The organism is Chenggangzhangella methanolivorans (genome assembly GCF_042648545.1).
Taxonomy (GTDB): Bacteria; Pseudomonadota; Alphaproteobacteria; order Rhizobiales; family Methylopilaceae; genus Methylopila; species Methylopila methanolivorans.
On the sequence record NZ_JBHRXS010000012.1, the window covers coordinates 56,942 to 79,051 of the forward strand.

A 22,110-nucleotide genomic window follows, 5' to 3' on the forward strand; every position below is an offset into this window, starting at 1 on the left:
CTTTTTTATTCCTCTTCGCCGAACTTGTCGGCGACGAGCGCCGCGAGCGCCTCGACGGCGGCCTCGGCGTCCGCGCCCTCGGCCTCGACATGGATGGTCGTTCCGGGCCCGGCGGCGAGCATCATCAGCCCCATGATCGAGGTGCCGACCACGGTCTCGCCGGCGCGGCTCACATGCACGGTCGCGCCGAACTTCTCGACGGTCTGAACGAATTTCGCGGAGGCGCGGGCGTGCAGTCCGCGCTTGTTGATGATGGCGAGTTCGCGGGCCGGGCGCGCGTCCGTCATGGCCAATACGCCGCGCGGCGGTCGGTTCGGGCGAGTGCGGTCATTTCACCGAAAGGACCTGGCTCGCCACATTGATGTATTTCCTGCCGGCTTCCTGGGCCTGCGTCACCGCGGCTTCGAGCGGAAGATTGGGCCGCACGGTCGCGAGCTTGATCAGCATCGGCAGGTTGATGCCGGCGATCACCTCGACCTTGCGGCCGTCCATGCAGGATATGGCGAGGTTGGAGGGCGTGCCGCCGAACATGTCGGTCAGCACCGCGACCCCGTCGCCCCTGTCGACCTCGCGCACCGCCGCCAGGATGTCGCCGCGGCGCACCTCCATGTCGTCTTCCGGATCGATCGTGATCGTCGCGATCTGATCCTGCCGACCCACGACATGTTCGAGGGCTGCGCGAAACTCACAGGCGAGCCGCCCGTGAGTGACTAGTACGAGGCCAATCATGCAGTCTCCGCGCAAAACTCATTGCGCTCCATGCAGGACCGACGCGCGCCGCCATTGCGCGGCCGCAGGGGCGTCGGCGACGTCTCAGGACGCCGATCGCGCGATCTTTTCATGTTGCGGCGCGAACGCAAGGGCGAAACGGTCACAGTTCGGCATGTTGAGTCCCGGTTCGAGACTCCGCAATGCGTGTCCGGGGGCTTCCGGGTCGCGTGGGTCGAGGGCGAGCGCGGGGAGCCTGACGCCTTCGATCTCCCGGAACATCGCTTCCGGCGCTGGCAGCCTCTCGGCCTCAGGATCGAGTTCGATCACGAGCCTGACGACCGTCGCGGCGAGATGCGGTTCGCCCACGATCCCGAGGCCGCGCCGCTCCATCAGGCCTGCGAGCGCCGGGTGGGGCCGGGCGATCAACCTGCCGTGAGCCGCCGAGAGCAGGACGCGGTCGTCCGCGACGAGCCGCGCGAACCGCCCCGCGGCGCGGGCGCGGGCGAGAAGCGCGGCTGAGAACCCCGACTTTCCCGCTCCCGAAGCGCCGAAGACCAGGATCCCGCGCTCCCCGCACACGACGCAGTTGGCGTGGATGGACGGAGACCGGCTCACGCCGTCGCCGCCGGAAGGCGGACGGTGAAGCGCGCGCCCAGCACCTTGGCGTCGCCGTCCGCCGTTTTGGTGCGGTTCTCCGCCGTGATGCGGCCGTTGTGGGCCTCCACGATCTGCTTGGAGATCGACAGGCCAAGGCCCGAATTCTGGCCGAAGCCCTGCTCGGGGCGGTCGGTGTAGAAACGCTCGAAGATCTTCTCCAGCGCGTCCTCGCGGATGCCGGGGCCTGAGTCGTCGACGACGATCTCCACGAATTTGCGCGTGCGCCGGCAGGCGACCGTCACCGCGGCGCCGTCGGGGGAGAACGAGCGGGCGTTGTCGATCAGGTTCGTGATGACCTGGGCGAGGCGGCTGTCGTGGCCGAGGACCAGGAAGGCGTCGCGGCCCTGGGCGGGGTCGGACACGTTGAGCTTCACCGTCACCCCGTTGTCGCGCGGCGCGCCGTTCTGCATGTCGATGACGGTGCTGAGCAGTTTCACGACGTCGACCGGCTCGGCGTCCTGGCGCTGGAGCTCGGCGTCGAGGCGGCTCGCGTCGGAGATGTCGGAGATCAGCCGGTCGAGGCGCTTCACGTCGTGCTGGATGACCTCGAGCAGGCGCGCGCGCGACTCGTCGCTTTTGGCGAGCGGCATGGTCTCGACCGCCGATCTGAGCGAGGTCAGCGGGTTCTTGAGCTCGTGCGCGACGTCCGCCGCGAAGCGCTCGATGCCCTCGATGCGGGCATAGAGCGCGTTGGTCATGTCGCGGAGCGCCCCCGACAGATGGCCGATCTCGTCGGTGCGGCTGGTGAAGTCGGGGATCTCGGCGCGGTGCGACACGCGGTGGCGGACCCGCTCCGCGCCGTCGGCGAGCTTGCGCACTGGGCCTGCGATGGTGCTTGCGAGCAGGAGCGACAGCACGATCATGACGCCGGCGGCGACCAAGAAGACACGCAGGATGCCCATGCGCTCGGCGCGCACGATCGAATCGATGTCGCCGCCTTGCGTGGAGAGCAGCAGCGCGCCCGTGACCGCGCGGAAGCGCTGGATCGGCACCGCGACCGAAACGATGATCTCGCCGGCGTCGTTGACGCGCACGATGCTGCCGGGCGAGCCCGACAGCGCCTTCGACACCTCCGGATAGCCGCGCCCGTTGGCGGCGCCGAGCTCGGGATAGAGCGGCAGGTCGGTCCGGCGGAACAGCCCCGTCAGGAAGTGGCCCGCGCGTTCGAGAAAACTCGGCTCCCGGGTGGTGGGCGGCGGCAGGTCGAAGCGCAGGATGTCGCCGCGGGCGTAGAGCGAGCGGCTGTCCAGCAGCAGCGCGCCGTCGCGATCGTAGATGCGCGCGCGGGTGCGGGTCGGCGTCACGAGGCGCCGCAGCACCGGCGCGACCCGCTCCGGATTGATCGGGAATTCGAGGCTCTGCAGCCCTTCCTCGCCGGGCGAGGCGGTCTGGCCGAGCTGAAGCTCGAGCAGCTTGTCGGGGTCGACGTAGAGCTGGTTGGTCTCGACCGTCGCCGAGGAGGCGATCGCGCCGGCGATGATCTCGCCCTGGATCAGCAGGCTCTGGACGCGGGCGTCGATGAGGCCTGCGCGGAACTGGTTGAGGTAGAGGATCCCCGAGACCAGCGCGACGAGGCCGGCGAGGTTCAGCACCAGGATACGCCGCGTGAGGCTGGAGAAGCCGACGAGCCGGGCGGCCGTCAGCCAGCCGCGGACGCGCCGGCCGAGCGGCTCCTTGCGGACCTCGTCCTCGCTCTCCGTCTGGGGAATCTCGTCGGCGCGCTCGGCTTCGACGCTCATGGGCTTATCGACGTTCGACGCTGCGGAACCGGACGAGGTGCTTCGAGACGCCCGCCAGCGGCGCGCTCCTCAGCATGAGGACCGTGGGAGTATCGGATAGCACAAAAAGTTCTCATGCCGAGGACGCCCGGCAGGGGCGCCTCGAAACACGCAGTCCGGTTCCACATGGCGATACGGATCGCGCTTCAGGTCTCCTTGAAGCGGTAGCCGACGCCGTAGAGCGTCTCGATCATGTCGAAGTCGTCGTCGACCGCCTTGAACTTCTTGCGCAGCCGCTTGATGTGGCTGTCGATGGTGCGGTCGTCGACATAGACCTGGTCGTCATAAGCCGCGTCCATCAGGGCGTTGCGGCTCTTCACGACGCCCGGGCGCATGGCGAGCGCCTGCAGAATCAGGAACTCGGTGACGGTGAGCGTCACCGCCTCGCCCTTCCAGGTGCAGGTGTGGCGCTCGGGGTCCATCATCAGCTGGCCGCGCTCGAGGGCCTTGGAGTCCGGGCCCTTGACCGCGCCGCCGGGGGCCGTCGGATCCTTGGCGCTCGCGCGCCGCAGCACCGCCTTGACGCGCTCGACCAGGAGGCGCTGCGAGAACGGCTTCCGGATGAAGTCGTCCGCGCCCATCTTGAGGCCGAACAGCTCGTCGATCTCCTCGTCCTTCGAGGTGAGGAAGATCACCGGCAGCTCGGACTTCTGGCGCAGGCGCCGCAGAAGCTCCATCCCGTCCATGCGCGGCATCTTGATGTCGAAGATGGCGAGATCCGGCGGGGTCGAGCGAAGACCTTCGAGCGCGGTCGCGCCGTCATTGTAGGTCTGTATCCTGTAACCCTCGGCTTCAAGCGCGATGGAGACGGACGTGAGGATGTTTCGGTCGTCGTCGACCAGGGCGATCGTCGGCATGGCGCCTTCTTCTATAGCATAGACTGTGCGGCTTGAACCGGGCCGGCGTGGCTGAAATGTGACGCTCGGGCGTTCGCCCCAAGAAATTCAGGCGGTTCCCTCGATTTTGACAGGGGCCGGCATCCGAAGGACCGATCCATGACTGAGTTGAACGTCGCGCAGCCGTCGTCCCCTGCGGCGCCGGCTTTCGATCCTGTGGCCTCCGCGCGCGCGCTGCTGCGTTCCGCCAGGCGCGCGAGCCTTGCGACCGTCGACGCCGGGACCGGGCGACCTTACGTCTCTCTCGTCGCAATGGCGACCGCCCCGGACGGCGCGCCGCTTTTGCTCGTCTCGGATCTCGCGCGCCACACGCGAAACCTGAAGGCCGATCCGCGCGCGAGCGTGCTGTGCGCCGACGTGGGGCAGGGCGATCCGCTCGCCCACCCGCGCGTGACGCTGTTCGGCGTCTGCGAGGCGATCGACAAGGAAGGCCACCGCGCGCGCTGGCTCGCGCGTCAGCCCGAGAGCGGCGGCTATTTCGACTTCGACGACTTCCACATGCTGCGCCTTTCCCCCGAAGGCGCGCATCTCGTCGCCGGCTTCGGACGGATCGTCGATCTCAACTGGGATCGGCTGCGGACCGAGACCTCGGGGGCTGCGTCGCTCCTCGAGGCGGAGGCGGGCATCGTCGAGCACATGAACGAGGATCACACCGACGCGACGCGGCTCTACGCCACCGCGCTCCTCGGCGCGGCCGACGGCGCATGGCGCTTCGAGGGCTGCGATCCGCTCGGCTGCGAGATCGGCCTGGCGGGCGAGGCCCGCTACCTGCCGTTCCCGTCTCCCGCCGCCACCGCCGGCGACGTCCGCAAGGCGCTGGTGGCGCTTGTGGGCGAGGCGAGGGCGAAGACGGCGGCCGGATGACGCGCCGGCGACGCGGCGGCGGAGACGCCGTTGCGGCTCCTCTCGCCGGCGACGATCGATAAAATTCACCGCCTCATACGAAAAGCCGATGACGCTATGGTTGTTCATCGGTATTAAATGCGCCTGTCAGGCGGATTGAATGATAGGGCAGGGATGCTGACGCGATTTTAGCGTCGCGGAGGCCCAAAAGGGCATTTTGGTCCGCCGTCGCCCACCGCTTCATGACGTCTTGTCATGATCGCGCCGATTTTCGCTGTTTCGTGAGGATGACCCGAAATGACTTCTGCCACCGCGAACGAGTTCGGCGGCGTCCACACGGAGGACTTGGAATTGCGACAGACGGGCGTATGGAACGCGTCGCACGGCGCCGAAGCCTTCGGCTTCGAGAAGCTGGGCGGCGTGAACTGGAACCTGCCTGCGGCGGTCCTCGTGGAGCGCGCGGTGCGTCGTGGCGAAGCGCAGCTTTCGGCCTCTGGCGCGTTGACGGCCGAGACGGGCGTCCACACCGGCCGCTCGCCCAAGGACAAGTTCGTGGTGCGCGACGAGTCGACCGAGAACGAGGTCGAGTGGACCACCAACGCGTCGATGACGCCCGAGCAGTTCGAGAACCTGCGGCAGGACTTCCTGGCCCATGCTCAGGGCCGGGAGCTCTTCGCCCAGGATCTCTATGGCGGCGCTGACGCCGGGCATCGTCTGCCCGTGCGCGTCTACACCGAATACGCCTGGCACTCGATGTTCATCGCCACGATGCTCATCCAGCCCAAGCGCGACGAACTCGAGGGTTTCGTTCCGAAGCTCACGATCCTCGACTTCCCGAGCTTCACCGCTGATCCCGCCCGGCACGGCTCGCGCGGCGGCACGATCATCGCGGTCGACTTCACGCAGGGGATCGTGCTGATCGGCGGCACCTCCTACGCTGGCGAGATGAAGAAGTCGGTCTTCACCTTCCTGAACTACCTGCTGCCGAAGAAGGGCGTCATGCCGATGCACTGCTCGGCGAATGTCGGCGAGGACGGCTCGAGCGCCGTGTTCTTCGGCCTTTCGGGAACGGGCAAGACGACGCTCTCGGCCGATCCCGCCCGCGCGCTCGTCGGCGACGACGAGCATGGCTGGGGCCCGGAGGGCATCTTCAACTTCGAGGGCGGCTGCTACGCGAAGACGATCCGCCTCACGGCCGAGTCCGAGCCCGAGATCTTCGCGGCCGCGCATCGTTTCGGCGCGATCCTCGAGAACGTGCCGCTCTCGGCCGACACGCGCGAGCCCGACTTCGACGACGTCTCGAAGACCGAAAACACCCGCGTCGCCTATCCGCTCAAGTTCATCCCGAACGCGAACGAGACGGGCAAGGCCGGCCATCCGAAGAACATCGTGATGCTGACCTGCGACGCTTTCGGCGTGCTGCCGCCGATCTCGAAGCTCACGCCCGCGCAGGCGATGTACCACTTCCTCTCGGGCTACACCGCCAAGGTCGCGGGCACCGAGAAGGGGGTGACCGAGCCGCAGGCGACGTTCTCCACCTGCTTCGGCGCGCCCTTCATGCCCCGCAACGCCGCGGTCTATGGCGAGCTGCTCAAGAGCCTGATCGCCGAACACGGCGTCGATTGCTGGCTGGTCAACACCGGCTGGACCGGCGGCGGCTTCGGCTCGGGCAAGCGCATCTCGCTCAAGGCGACGCGCGCGCTGCTGACGGCTGCGCTCGACGGCTCGCTTAAGGACGCCGAGTTCCGCGCCGAGCGTTTCTTCGGCCTCGAGGTTCCGAACGAGGTCGAGGGCGTCGACGCGTCGATCCTGCGGCCGCGCCGCACCTGGGCCGACAAGGCGGCCTATGACGCGGCGGCCGCCAAGCTTCGCGGCATGTTCCAAGCGAACTTCCGCACCTATGAGGGCCATGTGGACGACGAGGTCCGCGCCGCCGGCCCGCAGGAGTTCCGCGAAGCCGCGGAGTGACGCTTTCGGGGGCCGCGTCCGCGCGGCCCTAGATCTTCTGGAGCCTACTTCTGGCCCCCGGCTCCCTCCGGGGGCTTTTTTCGTTCAGTCCACGAGGCGCGCGATCGCCGCGTCGACGACCGCGTCGCGATCCTTGGCCGGCGGGAAGCCGAGCACCCGCGGCCAGAACAGCGCTTCCTTGACCATGCCGAGAAACTGCACGGCGCGCGCCTCGGCGGTCAGCCCGAGCGCGTCGGCCTTGCCCTCGAAATAGCCGGTCAGCTCCGCGACCGCCGGAGCCTTGCCGGCCTGGTAGTAGATGTCCGACAGCTCCGGAAAGCGCGTTCCCTCGGCGATGAGCAGGCGCAGGAACGGCAGAACGTCGGGATGGCGCCAATGCTCCTCGAGCCGGGCCACATAGCCGCGCAGCGTGTCGCGGACGTCGTCCTCGGGGCGGACCGGCGGAGCTTCGGACAGATTCGCCCAGGAGATCCGCAGCACGGCGAGAAACAGCGCCTGCTTGCTCTCGAAGTGATTGTAGAGCGTGCGCTTGGAGACCGGCGCGTCGCGCGCGACCGCGTCCATGCTGGTCGCGCCGTAGCCGTGCGCAAGGAAGAGCTCGCGCGCCGCCGCGACGATCTGGTCGCGCTTTGAGGCGCGGCCGGGACCCGTGGGCGCGGCCGGCGGGCCCGCCTCGTTCGCCCCGCGATCTCCGGATTCCATGACGCTACGCCTTGACGTGTGTAAACGGTACGGTGTAGTTTACACCTGCCGCCGGTCGGATGGAAGTTTTTCGTCTCCGCCCGGTTTCCCCCAAACTACTCGACAGGCAGCTCAGATGAAACAGCGTCCGCTCGGCCGCACGGGCCGACTCGTCTCCGAAATTGGCCTCGGCTGCATGGGCATGTCCGAATTCTACGGCGTTCGCGACGACCATGAGAGCATGGAGACCCTGCACGCCGCAGCCGACTATGGCGTCACCTTCTTCGACACCGCCGACATGTATGGCGCGGGACACAACGAAGAGCTGGTGGGTCGGTTCCTGAAAGAACGCGCCGACGACCTTCTGGTCGCAACAAAGTTCGCGATCGTGCGCGGCGCGAACCCGGCGGACCGCCGGATCGACAATTCGCCCGCCTATATCAAACAGGCCTGCGAGGCGTCGCTGAAGCGGCTCGGCGTCGAGGCCATCGACCTCTATTACTGCCACCGCTTCACCGGCGAGACGCCGATCGACGACGTCGTCGGCGCGATGGCCGAACTCGTCTGGGACGGCAAGGTCAAGGCGATCGGCCTCTCGGAAGTGACCTCCGCGACGCTGCGCCGGGCCTGCGAGACCCACCACGTCGCTGCGCTTCAAACCGAGTATTCGCTCTGGGCGCGCGATCCCGAGAGCGACCAGATCGCGACCTGCCGCGAGCTCGGCGTGACCTTCGTGCCCTATTCGCCGCTTGGCCGCGGTTTCCTCACGGGCTCGGTCCCGCAGCGGGGCGACCTCGCGGCGGGCGACTTTCGCCTCATCGATCCGCGCTTCTACGGCGAGGCCGGGGAGGCGAACGCCGAACTCGTCGAACGCGTGAAGGATCTGGCCGCCGAACGGGAGTGCGAACCGGCGCAGATCGCGCTTGCCTGGGTTCTGGCCAAGCAGCCGGACGCGATCCCGATCCCCGGCACCAAGCGCCGCACATGGCTGATGCAGAACATCGACGCCGCCAAGGTCGAGCTGACGCCCGACGAAGTCGCGGTCCTCGACGTCGCCTTCGACCCGTCGAAGGTCATCGGAGCCCGCTACCCGCAGGCCTCGATGACGGGCATCAACGCTTAGAGCGTCAGAGGAAGAACAGCCAGGTCGCGAGCAGGAAGCACGGGCCGAGGACGCCGAAGCTCCAGGCCATGTAGCCGAAGAAGCTCGGCATCTTCACGCCGCGGTTCCGCGCGATCGCCAGCACCATGAAGTTGGGGGCGTTGCCGATATAGGTCAGCGCCCCCATGAACACCGCGCCGCTCGACACCGCGGCGAGGGTGGACGCCAGCGGGCCCATCAGCTCCTGCGCGTTTCCGCCCGCGAGGTTGAAGAACACGAGATAGGTGGGGGCGTTGTCGAGCACGCTCGACAGAAGGCCCGTCATCCAGAAATAGATTTCGTCGCGCGGGCTCCCGCTCTCGTCGGACACGAGCGCGACCAGCGGCGCGGCGGCGCCTTCCGTCCCGGCTTTGAGGATCAGCAGAGCCGGAATGAGCGTCGCGAAGATGCCCGCGAACAGCTTCGCTACCTCCTTGATCGGCTCCCAGTCGAAGCCGTTCGCCTCGCGCACCTCCGTCGGGGTGATCTTCAGCGAGATGAGCGCGAGCGCGATCAGGATCGCGTCGCGAACCAGCGACTGCAGCCCGACATGCGTGCCCCAGAGATCGAGCTCGATCCCCGGTTTCCAAACTCCGCTCATCAGGATCGCGGCGACGACGCCGGCCAGCAGCGGCAGGTTCTGGAGGCCGACGAGCCGCACCCGGCTGTCCGGCGTGGGATCGGGCTTCGGCGCGTGCTCCTCGCGACCGTAGAGCCAGCGGTCGAGCAGATAGAAGATGACGAGCAGCGTCACGACCATGAAGCCGGTCTCGGCGGCGAGATGCGTCGTGGTCCAGAAGAACGAGACCCCCTGCAGGAAGCCGAGAAACAGCGGCGGGTCGCCGAGCGGCGTCAGCGAGCCGCCGATGTTCGACACGAGGAAAATGAAGAACACCACGACATGGACGTTGTGGCGGCGATTGTCGTTGGCGCGCAGCAGCGGGCGGATCAGCACCATGGACGCGCCGGTGGTGCCGATGACGCTCGCAAGCAGGGTGCCGATCGCCAGCAGCCCGGCGTTCACCGCCGGCGAGCCGTGGATGTTGCCCTTCACCAGAAGGCCGCCCGAAATCGTGAAGAGCGAGAACAGCAACACGATGAAGGGGATGTATTCGAGCGCGGCGGCGTGAACGACTTCCGACGCCACCGCGCCGGGGCCCTGGGTCGCGGCGAAGGGGATCAGCAGCGCCAGCGCCCAGAAGGCCGAGACCTTGCCGTAATGGTGGTGCCAGAAGTGGGGCGCCGCGAGCGGCAGGACGGCGATCGATCCCAGCATTCCGACGAGCGGCAGCGCCCAGATCGGCGAGAGCCCACGGCCATCGACATGGCCATGAACCAATGGCCGGACGAGCGGATCGATCACGGAAACCAACAGGGCGACCGCGACGACGGCGCCCACGACCCAAATGAGCGGCGACGGACGTGTGCGGCCGGACTCCAAGCTCGTCATGACGCCTTCCAAAACCGACGAAGGCCCCGCGGCGGAGCCTCGAAAGTGTTAGGCCGCGCGCGGCCGACGGCCAAGGCCTTTGGAGCGGAACCGTGTGGACCGCGCGCGAAGCGCCGCCCGACATGCGGCGGAAATCAGGTGGTCGTCCGACCAGAATGTGTCTGTTCAAGTCGAGACGTACGTGCGACGTTTTGTCCGTGAGAGGGCGAACAACGCCCCCCGGGAGGAAACGATGAAGCATTCGGTAGGAGTTCGACTTCGTTCATTGCTTTGCGCGGCGGCCCTCGGCGCGACGCTTGGCGCCGCGCCGGTCGAGGCGCAGGAGGCGCGCTGGTTCGCCACCTGGTCGGCGAGCCCCGGCTGGGGACAGCCGGAGGCCGACACGCCGACCGGCGGGCTCGACGGAGACACCGTCCGCACCGTCCTTCAGACCAGCCTTGCGGGCGACGCCGCGCAGCTGCGGATCTCCAACCTCTATGGCGACCGGCCGCTCAAGATCGGCCGCGCCACCATCGGCCGCGCGGGTTCGGGCGGATCGGTCGAGGGCGGCGTGGTCGAGGCGCGGTTCAACGGCGGGAAGGGGATCCTCATCCAGCCGGGCGGCTCGGCGATCAGCGACCCCGTCGCGTTCGACGTGCCGGCGCGTCAGGACCTCGCGGTGAGCCTGTTCCTCGAAGACGCCGAAGGTCCGGCGACCGCCCATGACCTGGGCGTCCAGACCTCCTACGTCGCGGCCGGCGACCAGACGGGAGCGTCCGCGCTCAACGGCGCCGCCACGACCGCGAGCCGCTACTTCCTCACCGGCGTCGACGTGCTCTCCCGCAAGGGGCGCGGCACGATCGTGGCCTTCGGCGACTCGATCACCGACGGCTACATGATCACGCTCGACAGCGACAAGCGCTGGCCGGACCTGCTGGCCAAGCGCCTCGCGCGCGCCGGCATGCCGTTCGCCGTCGCCAACGCCGGCATCAGCGGCAACGGCCATGTGGTCGAGAGCCTGCCCCAGTTCGGCGACAATGCGCAGGAGCGCTTCGACCGCGACGTGCTGAGCCTGCCGAACGTCACGCACATGATCGTTCTGCTCGGCATCAACGACATCGGCCAGCCGGGCGGGGAGGGCGAGCCGCCCACCAAGGCCAAGCTGATCATCGACAGCCTCGCCCAGCTCGCGGCGCGCGCCCGCTCCCACGGGATCAAGGTGTTCGGCGCGACCCTGACCCCGTTCGAGGGCACGGTTTTCCCGGGCTACTACACCGAGGAGGGCGAGGTCGTGCGCCAGAAGGTCAACGCCTGGATCCGCTCGACCGACGCCTTCGACGGCGTGGTGGACTTCGAGACGGCGCTCGCCGATCCGAAGAACCCGACCAGGATCCGGCCGGCCTACGACTATGGCGACCGGCTGCACCCGAACGACAAGGGCTTCGCCGCGATGGCGGAGGCGATCGACCTCGGGCTGTTCCGCTGAATGACGGCCGGCGGGGCGGTCGGGCGTGGTCCCGTCCGTCCCTCCGGCCTATGGTCGGCCCTTCTCGGAACGGAGGGCGCGGCCGTGGACGTCATCTGGAAGGGCGCGCTCGGCGGCCTCGTGACCGCGCTGATCGTGCTGGCTTCGAAGAAGGGAGACGTGCTGCCGGGCATCCTGCCGCTCGCGCCGACCTTCGCGTTGATCGCGCTGCTGGCCGTCGGCTCGAAGGGAGACCCGGAAGGATTTCGGACCGCGTGCCTCGCCGGGGCGAAAACGATCCCGGCCTATCTCGCCTTCCTCGGCGCCTGCTGGCTGCTCATCGGAAAGCTGGACTACCGGCTCGCGGTGCTGGGCGGGCTCGCGGCCTGGCTCGTGGTCGCGCTCGCGATCTTCGTCTTGCCGCAGCGCGGCTGAGGCCGTCTCAGGGCTTGAGATTCATCGGCACGACGCCCGGCGCCGCGGTCAGCGAGATCGTCACGCGGCGGTTGGCGGCGATCTGCGGGGCGTCGGGGAACATCGGCTCGGTCGACGAGCGCCCGACGACGCTGCGGAAGCGCGCGTCCGGAACGCCGGCCGAGGCGAGCAGGCCGCGCACCGCGCTCGCCCGGTCGGCCGAGAGCTTCCACGGGTCGACGTTGGAGGCTTCCGAGACGCCGGCGGCGGTGTGGCCCGAGATCGCGATCGGATAGTTCAGCGCGCGCAGCGACGGCGCGACGGCGGCGAGCGCGTCGACGACCCGGCGGGACGGCGTCGAGGAGCCGGCGGGGAACATCGACCGTCCGTCCTCGTCCACGATCGCGATCGAGACGCCGTCGGTCGAGCTTTCGACGACGATCTGGCTCGACATGTCGGCGATTTCGGGCATGGAGCGCAGCGCCTGGCGCAGCGTCGCGGCGGCGCGGGCGTAGCCGCGGGCCGCGGCCTCGGTGTCGGCGCGGCTCGCCGAGAGCGGCCCGGCGAGGTCGGAGGTCTCTTCCGGGCTCCGCGCCTCGTTGTATTTGAGCTCGGTGCGGGCCGGCGAGCCGCCGATGTCGATGATGCCGTCGGCGATGATCGTTTTCTGGGTGCCGAAGGCCTCGCGCATCGAGCCGGCGACGATCGACATTTTCTTTTTGTCCTGCGTCGAGAAGGCGACGAGCACGACGAAGAAGGCCATCAGCAGACCCATGAGGTCGGCGAAGGTCACGAACCAGCCGTGGCCGCCGCCGTGGTCGGCGTGTTTCTTCTTGGCCATTTCAGGCGGCCGCTTCCATCAGGTCGGCGCGTTGCTTCTCGGGCAGGTAGGCGATCAGCATTTCCTTGATGACGGCGGGGCTCTTCCCGGCGCGCAGCTGCAGCACGCCGTCGATGACGAGCGTCTGGTTCAGCTCCTCATGGGCGAACTTGATGTTCAGCTTGTCGGCGATCGGGAGGAAGAAGAAGTTGCCCACGACCGCGCCGTAAAGCGTCGCGAGCAGCGCGATGGCCATGAACACGCCGAGCTTCGACGGGTCCGACATTTCGGCGAACATCTGCACCATGCCGATGAGCGTTCCGATCATGCCGAACGCCGGGGCGCAGTCGCCGATGCCGCGGAACACCTTGCCGGCCATCTCGACGCGGTGGAGGTGAAGGTCGCGCTCGCGCTCGAGCGTCTCGCGGATGAAGTTCTCGTCGAACCCGTCGGCGACGTAGCGCACGCCCTTGGCCAGGAACTTGTCGTGCGGCGTCGCCTTGTCGAGGCCGACCGGGCCGGACTTGCGCACGATGTTCGCCATGTCGGCGATTTCGGCGATCAGGTCGCGCGGATTGGCGTGGCTGCCGCCGAAGCCGAACACGGTCTTGAGCGCGGTGGGGAACGAGGACAGGAAGGCGCCGAGCTCGAAGCGGATCAGCGTGGCGGTGATCGAGCCGCCGAAAATCACGATCACGGCGTGTTCGGAGTAATAGCGCTCGAGGCCGCCGCCCTCGTGGATCAGGAAGGACAGCACGCCGATGCCGCCCACGAAGCCAATTATAGTGGCGAAATCCATGTCCGGTCCTCAAGGCGCGCTCGGGTGCGAGGCGGCCGTCGGGCGGCATGGTGAAGATTTGGAGTTAAGGCCCGGTGAAGCGCGCAGGTTCGCGCGCTTCACCGCCGCTCAGGCGATCCCGAGCTTCAGCAGGTCGTGGATGTGGACGAGGCCGACCGGGCGGCCGTTCTCCACCACGAACAGCGCGGTGATCGCGCGGCCCTGAAGCTCGCTCATCGCGCCGGCCGCGAGGTCGTCGGGCGCGATCGTATGGGGGGAGCGGCTCATGACCTCGTCGACGCGGGCCTCGATCAGCCGCGGGCCCATGTGGCGGCGCAGGTCGCCGTCGGTGACGATGCCGAGAAGCGCTCCGGTCTCGTCCGTCACGCCCACGCAGCCGAAGCTCTTCTGCGACATGACGATGAGCGCCTCGGACATCTTCGTGCCGGCGCCGACCAGCGGGACCGCCGGGCCGACATGCATGACGTCGCGCACGAAGGCGAGCACGGCGCCGAGCTTGCCGCCGGGGTGGAAGCGCTTGAAGTCGCCGGGCGTGAACTGGCGGCCCTCGAGCAGCGCCACGGACAGCGCGTCGCCGAGCGCGAGCTGCATGGTGGTCGAGGTGGTGGGAGCAAGGCCGTGCGGGCAGGCTTCGCCGACGCGCGGCAGGATCAGCACGACGTCGGCGGCGCGGCCGAGCGCGCTGTCGACCTTCGAGGTGACGGCGACGACGGGCACGCGGAAGCGGGTGGCGTAGTGCAGCATGTCGCGCAGCTCGGCCGTCTCGCCCGACCAGGACAGGGCCAGCACGACGTCGTCGGACGTGATCATGCCGAGGTCGCCATGGCTCGCCTCGGCCGGATGCACGAAGAAGGCCGGCGTGCCGGTGGAGGCGAGCGTGGCGGCGATCTTGCGCCCGACATGGCCGCTCTTGCCCATGCCGCTGACGATCACCCGGCCGTTCGAGCCGGCGATGATCTCGACGGCGGCCGCGAAGGAGACGCCGAGCGCGCCCTTCAAAGCGCCGCCGAGGCTCGCCAGGCCTGCCTGCTCGATCTCGATCGTGCGGACCGCCGACGCGATCGCCTCGACCCGCGCGCGCGTCGCGTCGGCGCTGCGGAAGTGCGTCGGAGCGGCGGGCGCGTCGGCCGGCTGGCGAAGCGGCTGGTTCATGGACGGTGGTGCTCCCGAAAAACAATCGCGCGAAAGGCGTCGCGAGGGTTGTACCACACGACGTCTCGCCCGCGCATCCGTGCGCCCACATACGACGCCGCATGGCGGCCCCGCAAAGGCATGACGCGAAAGGGAATATTAACCACGTCCGGCGAGGATCGTTAACCATGCCGCATCGCGCCGGCCGGCGCAGCCGTCCCCGCGAACAGTCAAGGACGTCATGTCGCGCCGGGCGATCTTCCGCGCCGTTCTCCTCGCTTCGGCCGTCGCGGTCGTCGGGGACGCGCGCGCGCAGAGTTCTGGAGAGCCGTTGCGCCGTCTCGACGAGCGTACGCTCGGTCTGCCGGTGCAGGGCGGACGACCCGCGGCCGGAGGCCGCTCCACGCCCCAGGCCGCGACGCAGGACGGGCTGGCGGGCGGCGACTACGGTCAGACCCCCGCCTCGCCGACCCCGCTCGCGGGCGGGGATTTCGGCGTCGAACCTGCAGATCCCGGAACGCTTGCGGGCGGCGGCTATGGCGAGCCCGCGACGCCCGAGGGCGAAGGCGAACGCACGGCCCCGATCGCCCCGTCCTATCTCGCCGATCCGCTCGCCGCGGGTCCTGGCGGCTTCGACCGCACGCGCCTGCGTCGCCCGGCCTCGCCCGTCGACGACGCCTATGCGCCGACGGGGGTGACGGCCGGCGCCTTCACGCTGCGGCCGAGCCTCGAGACCGCCGCCGGATACGACGACAACCCGAACCGCGTCGACGGGAGCGCAAAGGGGTCGGGGTTCGTCCGCCTGAAGGGCGAGCTCGACGCGCAGTCGAATTGGTCGCGTCACGCGCTCGACTTCGAATCGAGCGCCCAGATCCGCAGATATGAAAGCGTCCGGCCGGGCTACGAGCCGGACCTGAACGCCGCGCTGTCGGGACGGCTCGACATCAGCGAGCGCACCCAGATCAACGCGCAGTTGCGCGGCTCCGTCATCGCCTCGCAGCCTGGCGACCCTGAGACGAGCGGCATCAAGGGCGACGAGATCTCGCGCTCCGTCGGCGCGACGCTCGGCGTCGCCCAGCGCTTCAACCGGCTGAGCCTCCGGCTCGACGGCCTGGTCGACCGGTACACGGTCAAGGATTCCAAGCTCACCAATCCGGACCCGGTCACCGGCGACGACATGCGCGACAATTCCGATCGCGCCTACAACAGCTATCAGGCGCGGCTGCGCGCCTCCTACGACCTGTCGCCGAAGCTGCAGCCCTTCGTGGAGACCTCGGTCGACACCCGCGACTACGACCAGAAGATCGACAACACCGGTCTGCGCCACCTCGGCTCGGACGGCTTCGCGGTGCGCGGCGGCGCGCAGTTCGAGGCCGGGCGGCTGGTCACGGGCGAGCTCGGCCTCGGCTATGGCCGCCAGACGCCCAAGGACGGCGGGCTGAAGCCCGTCGAGGGCGTGCTGATCGACGGCAACGTCGCCTGGACCCCGACCGCACTCACCACCGTTCGGGGAACCGTGCGGACGAGCCTGCAGGAGACCAGTCTCGTCAATTCGAGCGGCATCCTCGACCGCAGCGGCGAGCTGTCGATCGAGCACCAGTTTCGCCGGAACTTCATCGGAACCGCCCGGCTCGCGTTCGACCGCGCTGAATACAAGGGCGGCGCGAAGCTGACGCAGGACCAGCTCACCGCCGGCCTCGGCTTCGAATACAAGATCAACCGCAACGTCGCGTTGACCGGCAAATTCGATCGCGTCTGGATGGACAGCACCGCCCAGGGCGCCGACTATGTCGCCTCGATCGTCGAGTTCGGGCTTAAGTTCCGGCGCTGAACGCCGGGCTCCAGCGCCCGGCGCCGTCGCGGGTTCGAGCGTCAGCCCTTCAGCAGCGCTTCGATCTCGGCCCGGAAATCGGCCGAAACCTCTTCGCGCGCGAGGCCGTAGGCGACGTTGGCGGCGAGGAAGCCGAGCTTCGAGCCGGTGTCGAACACCTTTCCGGAGAACTGGAAGCCTGAGAAGGGCTGGGCGTCGGCGAGCTTCAGCATCGAGTCGGTGAGCTGGATCTCGCCGCCGGCGCCCGGCTCCTGCTTCGACAGCAGGTCGAAGATCTCGGGCTGGAGAATGTAACGGCCGGAGATCGCCAGATTCGACTGGGCCGTGCCTTTCTTGGGCTTCTCGACCATCGAGGTCATGGCGAAGCCCTTGCCGACGTCCTCGCCCCGGCCGACGATCCCGTACTGATGGGTCTGGTCGTCCGGCACCTCGTAGACCGCCACGACATTTCCGCCGCCGGCCTCGTCATAGACGTCGATCATCTCGGCGAGGCAGCTCTTCTTGGCGAGATGCAGCATGTCGGGGAGGATCAGCGCGAAGGGCTCGTCGCCCACGATGTCGCGCGCGCACCAGACTGCGTGGCCGAGGCCGAGCGGCTCCTGCTGGCGGGTGAAGCTCGTCGTGCCGGCCGCCGGAAGCTGCTCCTTCAGGATCGCGATCGCCTCCTTCTTGTCGCGGCGCGCGAGCGTGTCGTCGAGCTCGTAGTTCTTGTCGAAATGATCCTCGATCACGCCCTTGCCGCGGCCGGTGACGAACACGAAGTGCTCGATGCCTGCGGCCTTCGCCTCGTCGACCACATGCTGGATGACGGGTCGGTCGACGACGGTCAGCATTTCCTTCGGGGTCGCCTTGGTGGCGGGCAGGAAACGCGTGCCGAGGCCGGCGACGGGAAACACGGCCTTGCGGATCTTCTTGGCAGGCATCGGGGCTCCGGGGATCGGCGGCCGTATATTGGCCGTCATGGACACGTAGTTTGGGGGCGTATGTGGGAGGCTTCGGCCCGTCGTAAAGCCCACGCGTCCGTGAAGCCTTGGTTAACCGAAAGCTAACTTCCGCGCGTATCCTTGGTTAATTCGATGCTAACCCGCCGCGAGAGCGTCGGCCTCGAAGGAGACGCCAAATGACCTTCCGGCTCCGGTCCGTGCTTGCGATCGCCGCGGCGAGCCTCGCCCTTGCGGCGAGCGCGCCCGCGTCGGCTTTCGCGCAATCGTCGCAGGCGCGCTTCGACGCCTACGTGCAGCGACTGAAGCCGGAAGCCATGAAGGCGGGCGTGTCGTCCGCGCTCTACGACCGGGCCTTCCGTGGGCTCAAGGTCGACCAGGAGGCGATCGACAAGTCCAACACTCAGCTCGAGTTCAAGCAGTCGATCGCGGTCTATATCGACACGCAGGTCTCCGACACCCGCGTCGCCAACGGCAAGGCGAACGCGGCGAAATACGCCGACCTGCTCGCCCGCATCGAGCGGACCTACGGGGTCGACCGCTATGTCGTGCTCGGCGTCTGGGGCATGGAGACCAACTACGGTTCCTCGATGGGCGGCCACAACGTCATCGAGGCGCTGGCGACGCTCGCCTGCTGCGCGACGCGGCGGCCGGAGTTCTTCCGCAAGGAGCTAATCGCCGCGCTGCAGATCCTCCAGCAGGGCAACGTCGCGCCGGAGAACATGATCGGCTCCTGGGCCGGCGCCATGGGCCAGACCCAGTTCATGCCGACGAGCTTCAAGGCCTACGCGGCCGACGGCGACGGCGACGGCAAGCGCGACATCTGGGGCTCGACCGCCGACGCGCTCGCCTCGACGGCGAACTATCTCAGAAAGCACGGCTGGAAGTCGGGCGTCCGCTGGGGCCAGGAGGTCACCGGCGGGGGCGGGGAGGGCAAGCTGTTCCGCCCCGGCGGGCCGAACGGGCCGGCCTTCATGACGACGTCGAACTACCGCGTCATCAAGCGCTACAACAACGCGGACAGCTACGCGCTCGCGGTCGCGCATCTCTCCGACCGCATCCGGGGCGGCGGCCCGATCCAGACGCCCTGGCCGAACCACGACAAGCCGCTCGACGAGCCCGGCCGCTTCGAGCTTCAGGCGCTGCTCGCCCGGCGCGGCTACGACGTCGGCGAGCCGGACGGCAAGATCGGACCGGCGACCCGCACCGCGATCATTTCCTACCAGCGCCAGCAGGGCATCCTGCCGGACGGCTACGCCAGCGTCTCGCTGCTGCGCCGGATGAAGTCCGGCCGTTGACCGTCTTCCCGCCTCGGTGGCCCGCGGCGCGGGGCCGTGTTATCGTTTGAAGATGACACGGCTCGCTCTCGGCGCGATCGCGGCGTTCATGCTGGCGGCCCTCTTCGCAGGGTCCGGCGGGGAAGCGCGCGCCCAAGGGTATTCCCAGCGCTATTACGAAGCCGCGCCGCGCGAGCGCGTCTATCGCGAGCGTCGGGTCTACGACGAGGACGACGACGCCTATTTCGAGCGACGCCAGCGCTACTACAGCCGTGACGCCGTCGCGCGCCGCAACGCCCAGCGCCGGATGCGCGAGGTCGAGGTGGAGCGGCCGAGAAGCCTGAACTTCTTCCAGCGCCTTTTCGGAGGCGGCTCCGCCGACACAGACCAGCGCTCCGACCAGGGCGCGGTCGAGGTCAGGCCGGCCAAGCGTCCCCCGCGTCGTCGTCCCGCAGTCGCCGCCCGACCGCCTGCTCCGATCCCGGCCGATCCAGGCGCCGCCGCGGCCGCCGCCGCTGCTGGGGCGAGCGTCGGAGCCGCCGCGGCGCTTCAGCCGGGAGCCGCGCCCGCGCCGGCGCCCGTCCAGCCCACAACCTTCGTGGCCGTCGTCGGCGACAGCATCGCGGACCAGCTCGCGGTCGGCTTGCAGGAGGGCTTTGCAGACGCGCCCGAGCTTGCGGTGAAGCGCATCGTGAAGCCGAATTCCGGGCTGGTGCGCGACGACTATTTCGACGTCGTGGCCGAGGCCCGGAAAGTTCTCGACCAGGGTCCGTTGACCTACGCCGTCTTCGAAGCGGGCGTGAACGACCGACAGCCCTTCCTCGACATGCGAAAGGAGCCGCCCCTCTCCGACGCCTGGCGCAAGCGCTATGCCGAGCGGATCGACGCGGTGCTCGCGCCCTTCAAGGAGCGCAAGATCCCGATCTTCTGGACGGGCCTCACGGCGAGCGAGTCGACGCGCGCCACCGCCGACCACGTCGCGATCAACGCCATCGCCCGCGAGCGCGTCGAGGCGGCGGGCGGGACCTACGTGGACGTGTGGGAGGGCTTCGTCGACGAGGACGGCCTTTACATGGAGAGCGGGCCGATGCTCGACGGCCAGATCGGCCGTCTCCGGCTCGACGACGGCGTGCATTTCTCGAAGGCGGGCGCGCGCAAGCTCGCCCATTACGTCGAGCAGGAGATCCGCAAGGTTTTCCAGCCGAAGTCAGTCCAGCCCGACGCTGTGATGGCGGCGATCGCCCCGGAAGCGGGCGCGACCGCGATCCAGCCGGCGCCGACCGCGGAGCAGCCGCGGCCGATCTCCAGCCCGCTCATGGTTCTCACGGCTCCGCGCCGGAGCCAGGGCGGCGCGCTCGCCGCCGCCACGCCGATGCCGATCCCGGCGCGCGACGCCTCGCAGTCGGCCGCGAAGGTGCTGGTCAACGGCGAAGGCATGGAGGCGGACGCCGGCCGCATGGACGACCACCGCTGGCCGGGCGCGGAGCAGCCTGCGCCCGCAGGTCCGAAGACGACCGAGATCAAGGCCTCTCCGGCCGCGCAGACGGCGCAGCCCGCGACGCTGATCGACCCACGCCCGGTCGAACAGCAGGGACGGTAGCCGGGGCGGTCATCCCGGGCTGAGCGCCGGGGTCAATCTCAGGAAGAAGCTCGTCATGCCCCGGACGATCCGAGGCATGACGGAGCAAGGTTCGAGCGTCTCTACCGACCCGTGATCCCGGCTTTCGCCGCGCTTCGCCGAGGGCCGATCACCTCGGCAGCGTCGTCGATCCCATCAGAAAGATGTCGATCGCGTGCGCGGCCTGCCGGCCCTCGCGGATCGCCCATACGACGAGCGACTGGCCGCGGCGCATGTCGCCGGCCGCGAACACCTTCGGGTTCGACGTCACGTAGCTCTGCTCGTCGGCGAGAACGGCGCCGCGCTTGTCGAGCGCCACGCCCGACTCCTGCACCAGGCCCTCGAGCAACGGCCCGCGGAAGCCGAGCGCGATGAAGACGAGGTCGGCCTTGAGGATGAACTCCGAGCCCGGGACCGGCTGGCGCTTGGCGTCGGCGCGGGCGCATTTGATGCCCGTGACGCGGCCCTTCGCGCCCTCGATGCCGAGCGTCACGGCCGCGAATTCGCGTTCCGCGCCCTCGGCCTGGGACGACGAGGTGCGGAACTTCATCGGCCAATAGGGCCAGGTGAGGAGCTTGTCCTCGATCTTCGGCGGCACCGGGCGGATGTCGATCTGCGTGACCGTGATCGCGCCCTGGCGGAACGAGGTGCCAACGCAGTCGCTGGCCGTGTCGCCGCCGCCGATGACCACGACGTGCTTGCCTGCGGCGCTCACCGGCGCCTCGGGGATCGAGCGTTCGTCGCCGACGCGGCGGTTCTGCTGAACGAGGAACGGCATCGCGTAATGGACGCCGGTAAGCTCCTGACCGGGAAGCGAAGGATTGCGCGGATCCTCGGCGCCGCCGGCGAACAGCACGGCGTCGTGGCCGTCGACGAGCTCCTGCACCGGCGTCGTGACGCCGACGTTCACGCCGTAGTGGAACGTGACGCCCTCGGCCTCCATCTGCTTCACGCGGAAGTCGATGTGGCCCTTCTCCATCTTGAAGTCGGGAATGCCGTAGCGCATCAGGCCGCCGGCCTTTGGCTCGCGCTCATAGACATGGACGTCGTGGCCGGCGCGCGCGAGCTGCTGGGCCGCCGCCATGCCGGCGGGGCCGGAGCCCACCACCGCGACGCGCTTGCCCGTCTTGGTCTCCGGCGGCTCGGGCTTCACCCAGCCCGCAGCGATCGCCTTGTCGGCGATCGCCTGCTCGACCGTCTTGATCGCGACCGGCGTGTTCTCGAGGTTCAGCGTGCAGGCTTCCTCGCAAGGCGCGGGACAGATGCGGCCGGTGAACTCCGGAAAATTGTTGGTCGAATGCAGGTTGCGCGCGGCCTCCTGCCAGTCGTCGGCGTAGACGAGATCGTTCCAGTCCGGGATCTGGTTGTTGACCGGGCAGCCCTGCGGCCCATGGCAGAACGGAATGCCGCAATCCATGCAGCGCGCGGCCTGCTTGGCGACCTCGGCGTCCGACAGCGGGAGGGTGAACTCCCGGAAATGACGGATGCGGTCGGAGGCGGGCTGATAGCGCGCTTCCTGCCGTTCGATCTCAAGAAAACCAGTGACCTTGCCCATTTTGGTCTCCGCCGGAGGCCCTTTGCAACGCACGGCCTCAGGCCGGCGTCGACGCGGTCCACCCGAAAGCGGACGCGCCGATGACGAATTAGATCATTTCTGAAGACGTGTCCCGCAGGGCCTCCATAGGCCCTGCGGAAATGCTGCGCCAGTGG

At 68.7% G+C, this 22,110-nt stretch carries 20 protein-coding genes; 8 read left to right on the plus strand and 12 right to left on the minus strand.

Going from position 1 to position 22,110, the window contains the following annotated elements:
- Positions 1-5 precede the first annotated feature (5 nt).
- From ACFOWB_RS20205 to ACFOWB_RS20225, 5 genes are all read right to left on the minus strand, one after another.
- A complete protein-coding gene (locus tag ACFOWB_RS20205) occupies positions 6-287 on the minus strand; it encodes an HPr family phosphocarrier protein (protein ID WP_261404454.1) in 282 nt (93 codons plus the stop codon).
- 40 nt (positions 288-327) lie between these two features.
- Positions 328-729, minus strand: a complete 402-nt coding sequence (locus tag ACFOWB_RS20210; protein ID WP_261404453.1) for a PTS sugar transporter subunit IIA — start codon at positions 727-729, stop codon at positions 328-330.
- Positions 730-813: 84 nt separating this feature from the next.
- Entirely contained in the window at positions 814-1,326 is a 513-nt protein-coding gene (locus tag ACFOWB_RS20215; RefSeq protein WP_261404452.1) for an HPr kinase/phosphorylase, read from the minus strand.
- Complete coding sequence (locus ACFOWB_RS20220) at positions 1,323-3,107, minus strand: sensor histidine kinase (RefSeq protein ID WP_261404451.1); 1,785 nt, start codon at positions 3,105-3,107, stop codon at positions 1,323-1,325. The genes ACFOWB_RS20215 and ACFOWB_RS20220 overlap by 4 nt, the downstream gene beginning before the upstream one ends.
- 185 nt (positions 3,108-3,292) lie before the next feature.
- Positions 3,293-4,003 (minus strand): response regulator transcription factor, encoded by a 711-nt coding sequence (locus tag ACFOWB_RS20225; protein WP_261404450.1) that lies wholly within the window; start codon positions 4,001-4,003, stop codon positions 3,293-3,295.
- 138 nt (positions 4,004-4,141) lie between these two features.
- Between ACFOWB_RS20225 and ACFOWB_RS20230 the strand changes: the two genes are divergently transcribed.
- Both ACFOWB_RS20230 and ACFOWB_RS20235 read left to right on the plus strand, forming a co-directional pair.
- A complete protein-coding gene (locus ACFOWB_RS20230; protein WP_261404449.1) occupies positions 4,142-4,906 on the plus strand; it encodes a HugZ family pyridoxamine 5'-phosphate oxidase in 765 nt (254 codons plus the stop codon).
- Between the two features lie 330 nt (positions 4,907-5,236).
- On the plus strand, positions 5,237-6,853 hold the full coding sequence (locus tag ACFOWB_RS20235; protein WP_261405667.1) for a phosphoenolpyruvate carboxykinase: 1,617 nt from the start codon (positions 5,237-5,239) through the stop codon (positions 6,851-6,853).
- Between the two features lie 84 nt (positions 6,854-6,937).
- Here the strand turns inward: ACFOWB_RS20235 and ACFOWB_RS20240 are convergent, their stop codons facing one another.
- Positions 6,938-7,555 carry a TetR/AcrR family transcriptional regulator gene (locus ACFOWB_RS20240; RefSeq protein ID WP_261404448.1) on the minus strand — a complete coding sequence of 206 codons (618 nt, stop codon included), beginning with the start codon at positions 7,553-7,555 and terminating at the stop codon, positions 6,938-6,940.
- Positions 7,556-7,670: 115 nt separating this feature from the next.
- Here ACFOWB_RS20240 and ACFOWB_RS20245 point away from each other — a divergent pair, with 115 nt between their 5' ends.
- A complete protein-coding gene (locus ACFOWB_RS20245) occupies positions 7,671-8,657 on the plus strand; it encodes an aldo/keto reductase (RefSeq protein ID WP_261404447.1) in 987 nt (328 codons plus the stop codon).
- A gap of 4 nt (positions 8,658-8,661) precedes the next feature.
- Here the strand turns inward: ACFOWB_RS20245 and ACFOWB_RS20250 are convergent, their stop codons facing one another.
- Positions 8,662-10,125 carry a sodium:proton antiporter gene (locus ACFOWB_RS20250; RefSeq protein ID WP_378148992.1) on the minus strand — a complete coding sequence of 488 codons (1,464 nt, stop codon included), beginning with the start codon at positions 10,123-10,125 and terminating at the stop codon, positions 8,662-8,664.
- Positions 10,126-10,357: 232 nt separating this feature from the next.
- Here ACFOWB_RS20250 and ACFOWB_RS20255 point away from each other — a divergent pair, with 232 nt between their 5' ends.
- Complete coding sequence (locus ACFOWB_RS20255) at positions 10,358-11,590, plus strand: SGNH/GDSL hydrolase family protein (protein WP_261404446.1); 1,233 nt, start codon at positions 10,358-10,360, stop codon at positions 11,588-11,590.
- Positions 11,591-11,674: 84 nt separating this feature from the next.
- Positions 11,675-12,004: a GlpM family protein gene (locus ACFOWB_RS20260; protein WP_261404445.1), complete on the plus strand. Its 330-nt coding sequence runs from the start codon at positions 11,675-11,677 to the stop codon at positions 12,002-12,004.
- Positions 12,005-12,011: 7 nt separating this feature from the next.
- Here ACFOWB_RS20260 and ACFOWB_RS20265 read toward each other — a convergent pair whose 3' ends face one another.
- From ACFOWB_RS20265 to ACFOWB_RS20275, 3 genes are all read right to left on the minus strand, one after another.
- Complete coding sequence (locus ACFOWB_RS20265; protein WP_261404444.1) at positions 12,012-12,824, minus strand: OmpA/MotB family protein; 813 nt, start codon at positions 12,822-12,824, stop codon at positions 12,012-12,014.
- 1 nt (position 12,825) lies between these two features.
- Positions 12,826-13,602 carry a motility protein A gene (locus ACFOWB_RS20270; RefSeq protein ID WP_261404443.1) on the minus strand — a complete coding sequence of 259 codons (777 nt, stop codon included), beginning with the start codon at positions 13,600-13,602 and terminating at the stop codon, positions 12,826-12,828.
- A gap of 108 nt (positions 13,603-13,710) precedes the next feature.
- Positions 13,711-14,754, minus strand: a complete 1,044-nt coding sequence (locus ACFOWB_RS20275) for a KpsF/GutQ family sugar-phosphate isomerase (protein WP_378148995.1) — start codon at positions 14,752-14,754, stop codon at positions 13,711-13,713.
- Between the two features lie 220 nt (positions 14,755-14,974).
- Between ACFOWB_RS20275 and ACFOWB_RS20280 the strand changes: the two genes are divergently transcribed.
- Positions 14,975-16,564 carry an outer membrane beta-barrel protein gene (locus tag ACFOWB_RS20280; protein ID WP_378148997.1) on the plus strand — a complete coding sequence of 530 codons (1,590 nt, stop codon included), beginning with the start codon at positions 14,975-14,977 and terminating at the stop codon, positions 16,562-16,564.
- Between the two features lie 41 nt (positions 16,565-16,605).
- Here ACFOWB_RS20280 and ACFOWB_RS20285 read toward each other — a convergent pair whose 3' ends face one another.
- On the minus strand, positions 16,606-17,487 hold the full coding sequence (locus tag ACFOWB_RS20285; RefSeq protein ID WP_261404441.1) for a UTP--glucose-1-phosphate uridylyltransferase: 882 nt from the start codon (positions 17,485-17,487) through the stop codon (positions 16,606-16,608).
- A 197-nt stretch (positions 17,488-17,684) separates the two neighbouring features.
- On the opposite strand from ACFOWB_RS20285, the gene ACFOWB_RS20290 reads away from it, so the two are divergent.
- Both ACFOWB_RS20290 and ACFOWB_RS20295 read left to right on the plus strand, forming a co-directional pair.
- Entirely contained in the window at positions 17,685-18,803 is a 1,119-nt protein-coding gene (locus ACFOWB_RS20290) for a lytic murein transglycosylase (protein WP_261404440.1), read from the plus strand.
- 52 nt (positions 18,804-18,855) lie between these two features.
- The gene (locus tag ACFOWB_RS20295) at positions 18,856-20,382 is read left to right on the plus strand and encodes an SGNH/GDSL hydrolase family protein (protein ID WP_261404439.1); all 1,527 of its coding nucleotides are present in this window, start codon (positions 18,856-18,858) and stop codon (positions 20,380-20,382) included.
- A gap of 148 nt (positions 20,383-20,530) precedes the next feature.
- On the opposite strand, the gene ACFOWB_RS20300 is transcribed toward ACFOWB_RS20295, so the two are convergent.
- Entirely contained in the window at positions 20,531-21,955 is a 1,425-nt protein-coding gene (locus tag ACFOWB_RS20300) for a glutamate synthase subunit beta (protein ID WP_261404438.1), read from the minus strand.
- Positions 21,956-22,110 lie beyond the last annotated feature (155 nt).

Bases quoted from the DNA above. Each gene is read 5' to 3' on its own strand.
- ACFOWB_RS20205 (WP_261404454.1), bottom strand. From the start codon at position 287: ATGACGGACGCGCGCCCGGCCCGCGAACTCGCCATCATCAACAAGCGC.
- ACFOWB_RS20210 (WP_261404453.1), bottom strand. From the start codon at position 729: ATGATTGGCCTCGTACTAGTCACTCACGGGCGGCTCGCCTGTGAGTTT.
- ACFOWB_RS20220 (WP_261404451.1), bottom strand. From the start codon at position 3,107: ATGAGCGTCGAAGCCGAGCGCGCCGACGAGATTCCCCAGACGGAGAGC.
- ACFOWB_RS20225 (WP_261404450.1), bottom strand. From the start codon at position 4,003: ATGCCGACGATCGCCCTGGTCGACGACGACCGAAACATCCTCACGTCC.
- ACFOWB_RS20230 (WP_261404449.1), top strand. From the start codon at position 4,142: ATGACTGAGTTGAACGTCGCGCAGCCGTCGTCCCCTGCGGCGCCGGCT.
- ACFOWB_RS20240 (WP_261404448.1), bottom strand. From the start codon at position 7,555: ATGGAATCCGGAGATCGCGGGGCGAACGAGGCGGGCCCGCCGGCCGCG.
- ACFOWB_RS20245 (WP_261404447.1), top strand. From the start codon at position 7,671: ATGAAACAGCGTCCGCTCGGCCGCACGGGCCGACTCGTCTCCGAAATT.
- ACFOWB_RS20250 (WP_378148992.1), bottom strand. From the start codon at position 10,125: ATGACGAGCTTGGAGTCCGGCCGCACACGTCCGTCGCCGCTCATTTGG.
- ACFOWB_RS20255 (WP_261404446.1), top strand. From the start codon at position 10,358: ATGAAGCATTCGGTAGGAGTTCGACTTCGTTCATTGCTTTGCGCGGCG.
- ACFOWB_RS20265 (WP_261404444.1), bottom strand. From the start codon at position 12,824: ATGGCCAAGAAGAAACACGCCGACCACGGCGGCGGCCACGGCTGGTTC.
- ACFOWB_RS20270 (WP_261404443.1), bottom strand. From the start codon at position 13,602: ATGGATTTCGCCACTATAATTGGCTTCGTGGGCGGCATCGGCGTGCTG.
- ACFOWB_RS20275 (WP_378148995.1), bottom strand. From the start codon at position 14,754: ATGAACCAGCCGCTTCGCCAGCCGGCCGACGCGCCCGCCGCTCCGACG.
- ACFOWB_RS20280 (WP_378148997.1), top strand. From the start codon at position 14,975: ATGTCGCGCCGGGCGATCTTCCGCGCCGTTCTCCTCGCTTCGGCCGTC.
- ACFOWB_RS20285 (WP_261404441.1), bottom strand. From the start codon at position 17,487: ATGCCTGCCAAGAAGATCCGCAAGGCCGTGTTTCCCGTCGCCGGCCTC.
- ACFOWB_RS20290 (WP_261404440.1), top strand. From the start codon at position 17,685: ATGACCTTCCGGCTCCGGTCCGTGCTTGCGATCGCCGCGGCGAGCCTC.
- ACFOWB_RS20295 (WP_261404439.1), top strand. From the start codon at position 18,856: ATGACACGGCTCGCTCTCGGCGCGATCGCGGCGTTCATGCTGGCGGCC.
- ACFOWB_RS20300 (WP_261404438.1), bottom strand. From the start codon at position 21,955: ATGGGCAAGGTCACTGGTTTTCTTGAGATCGAACGGCAGGAAGCGCGC.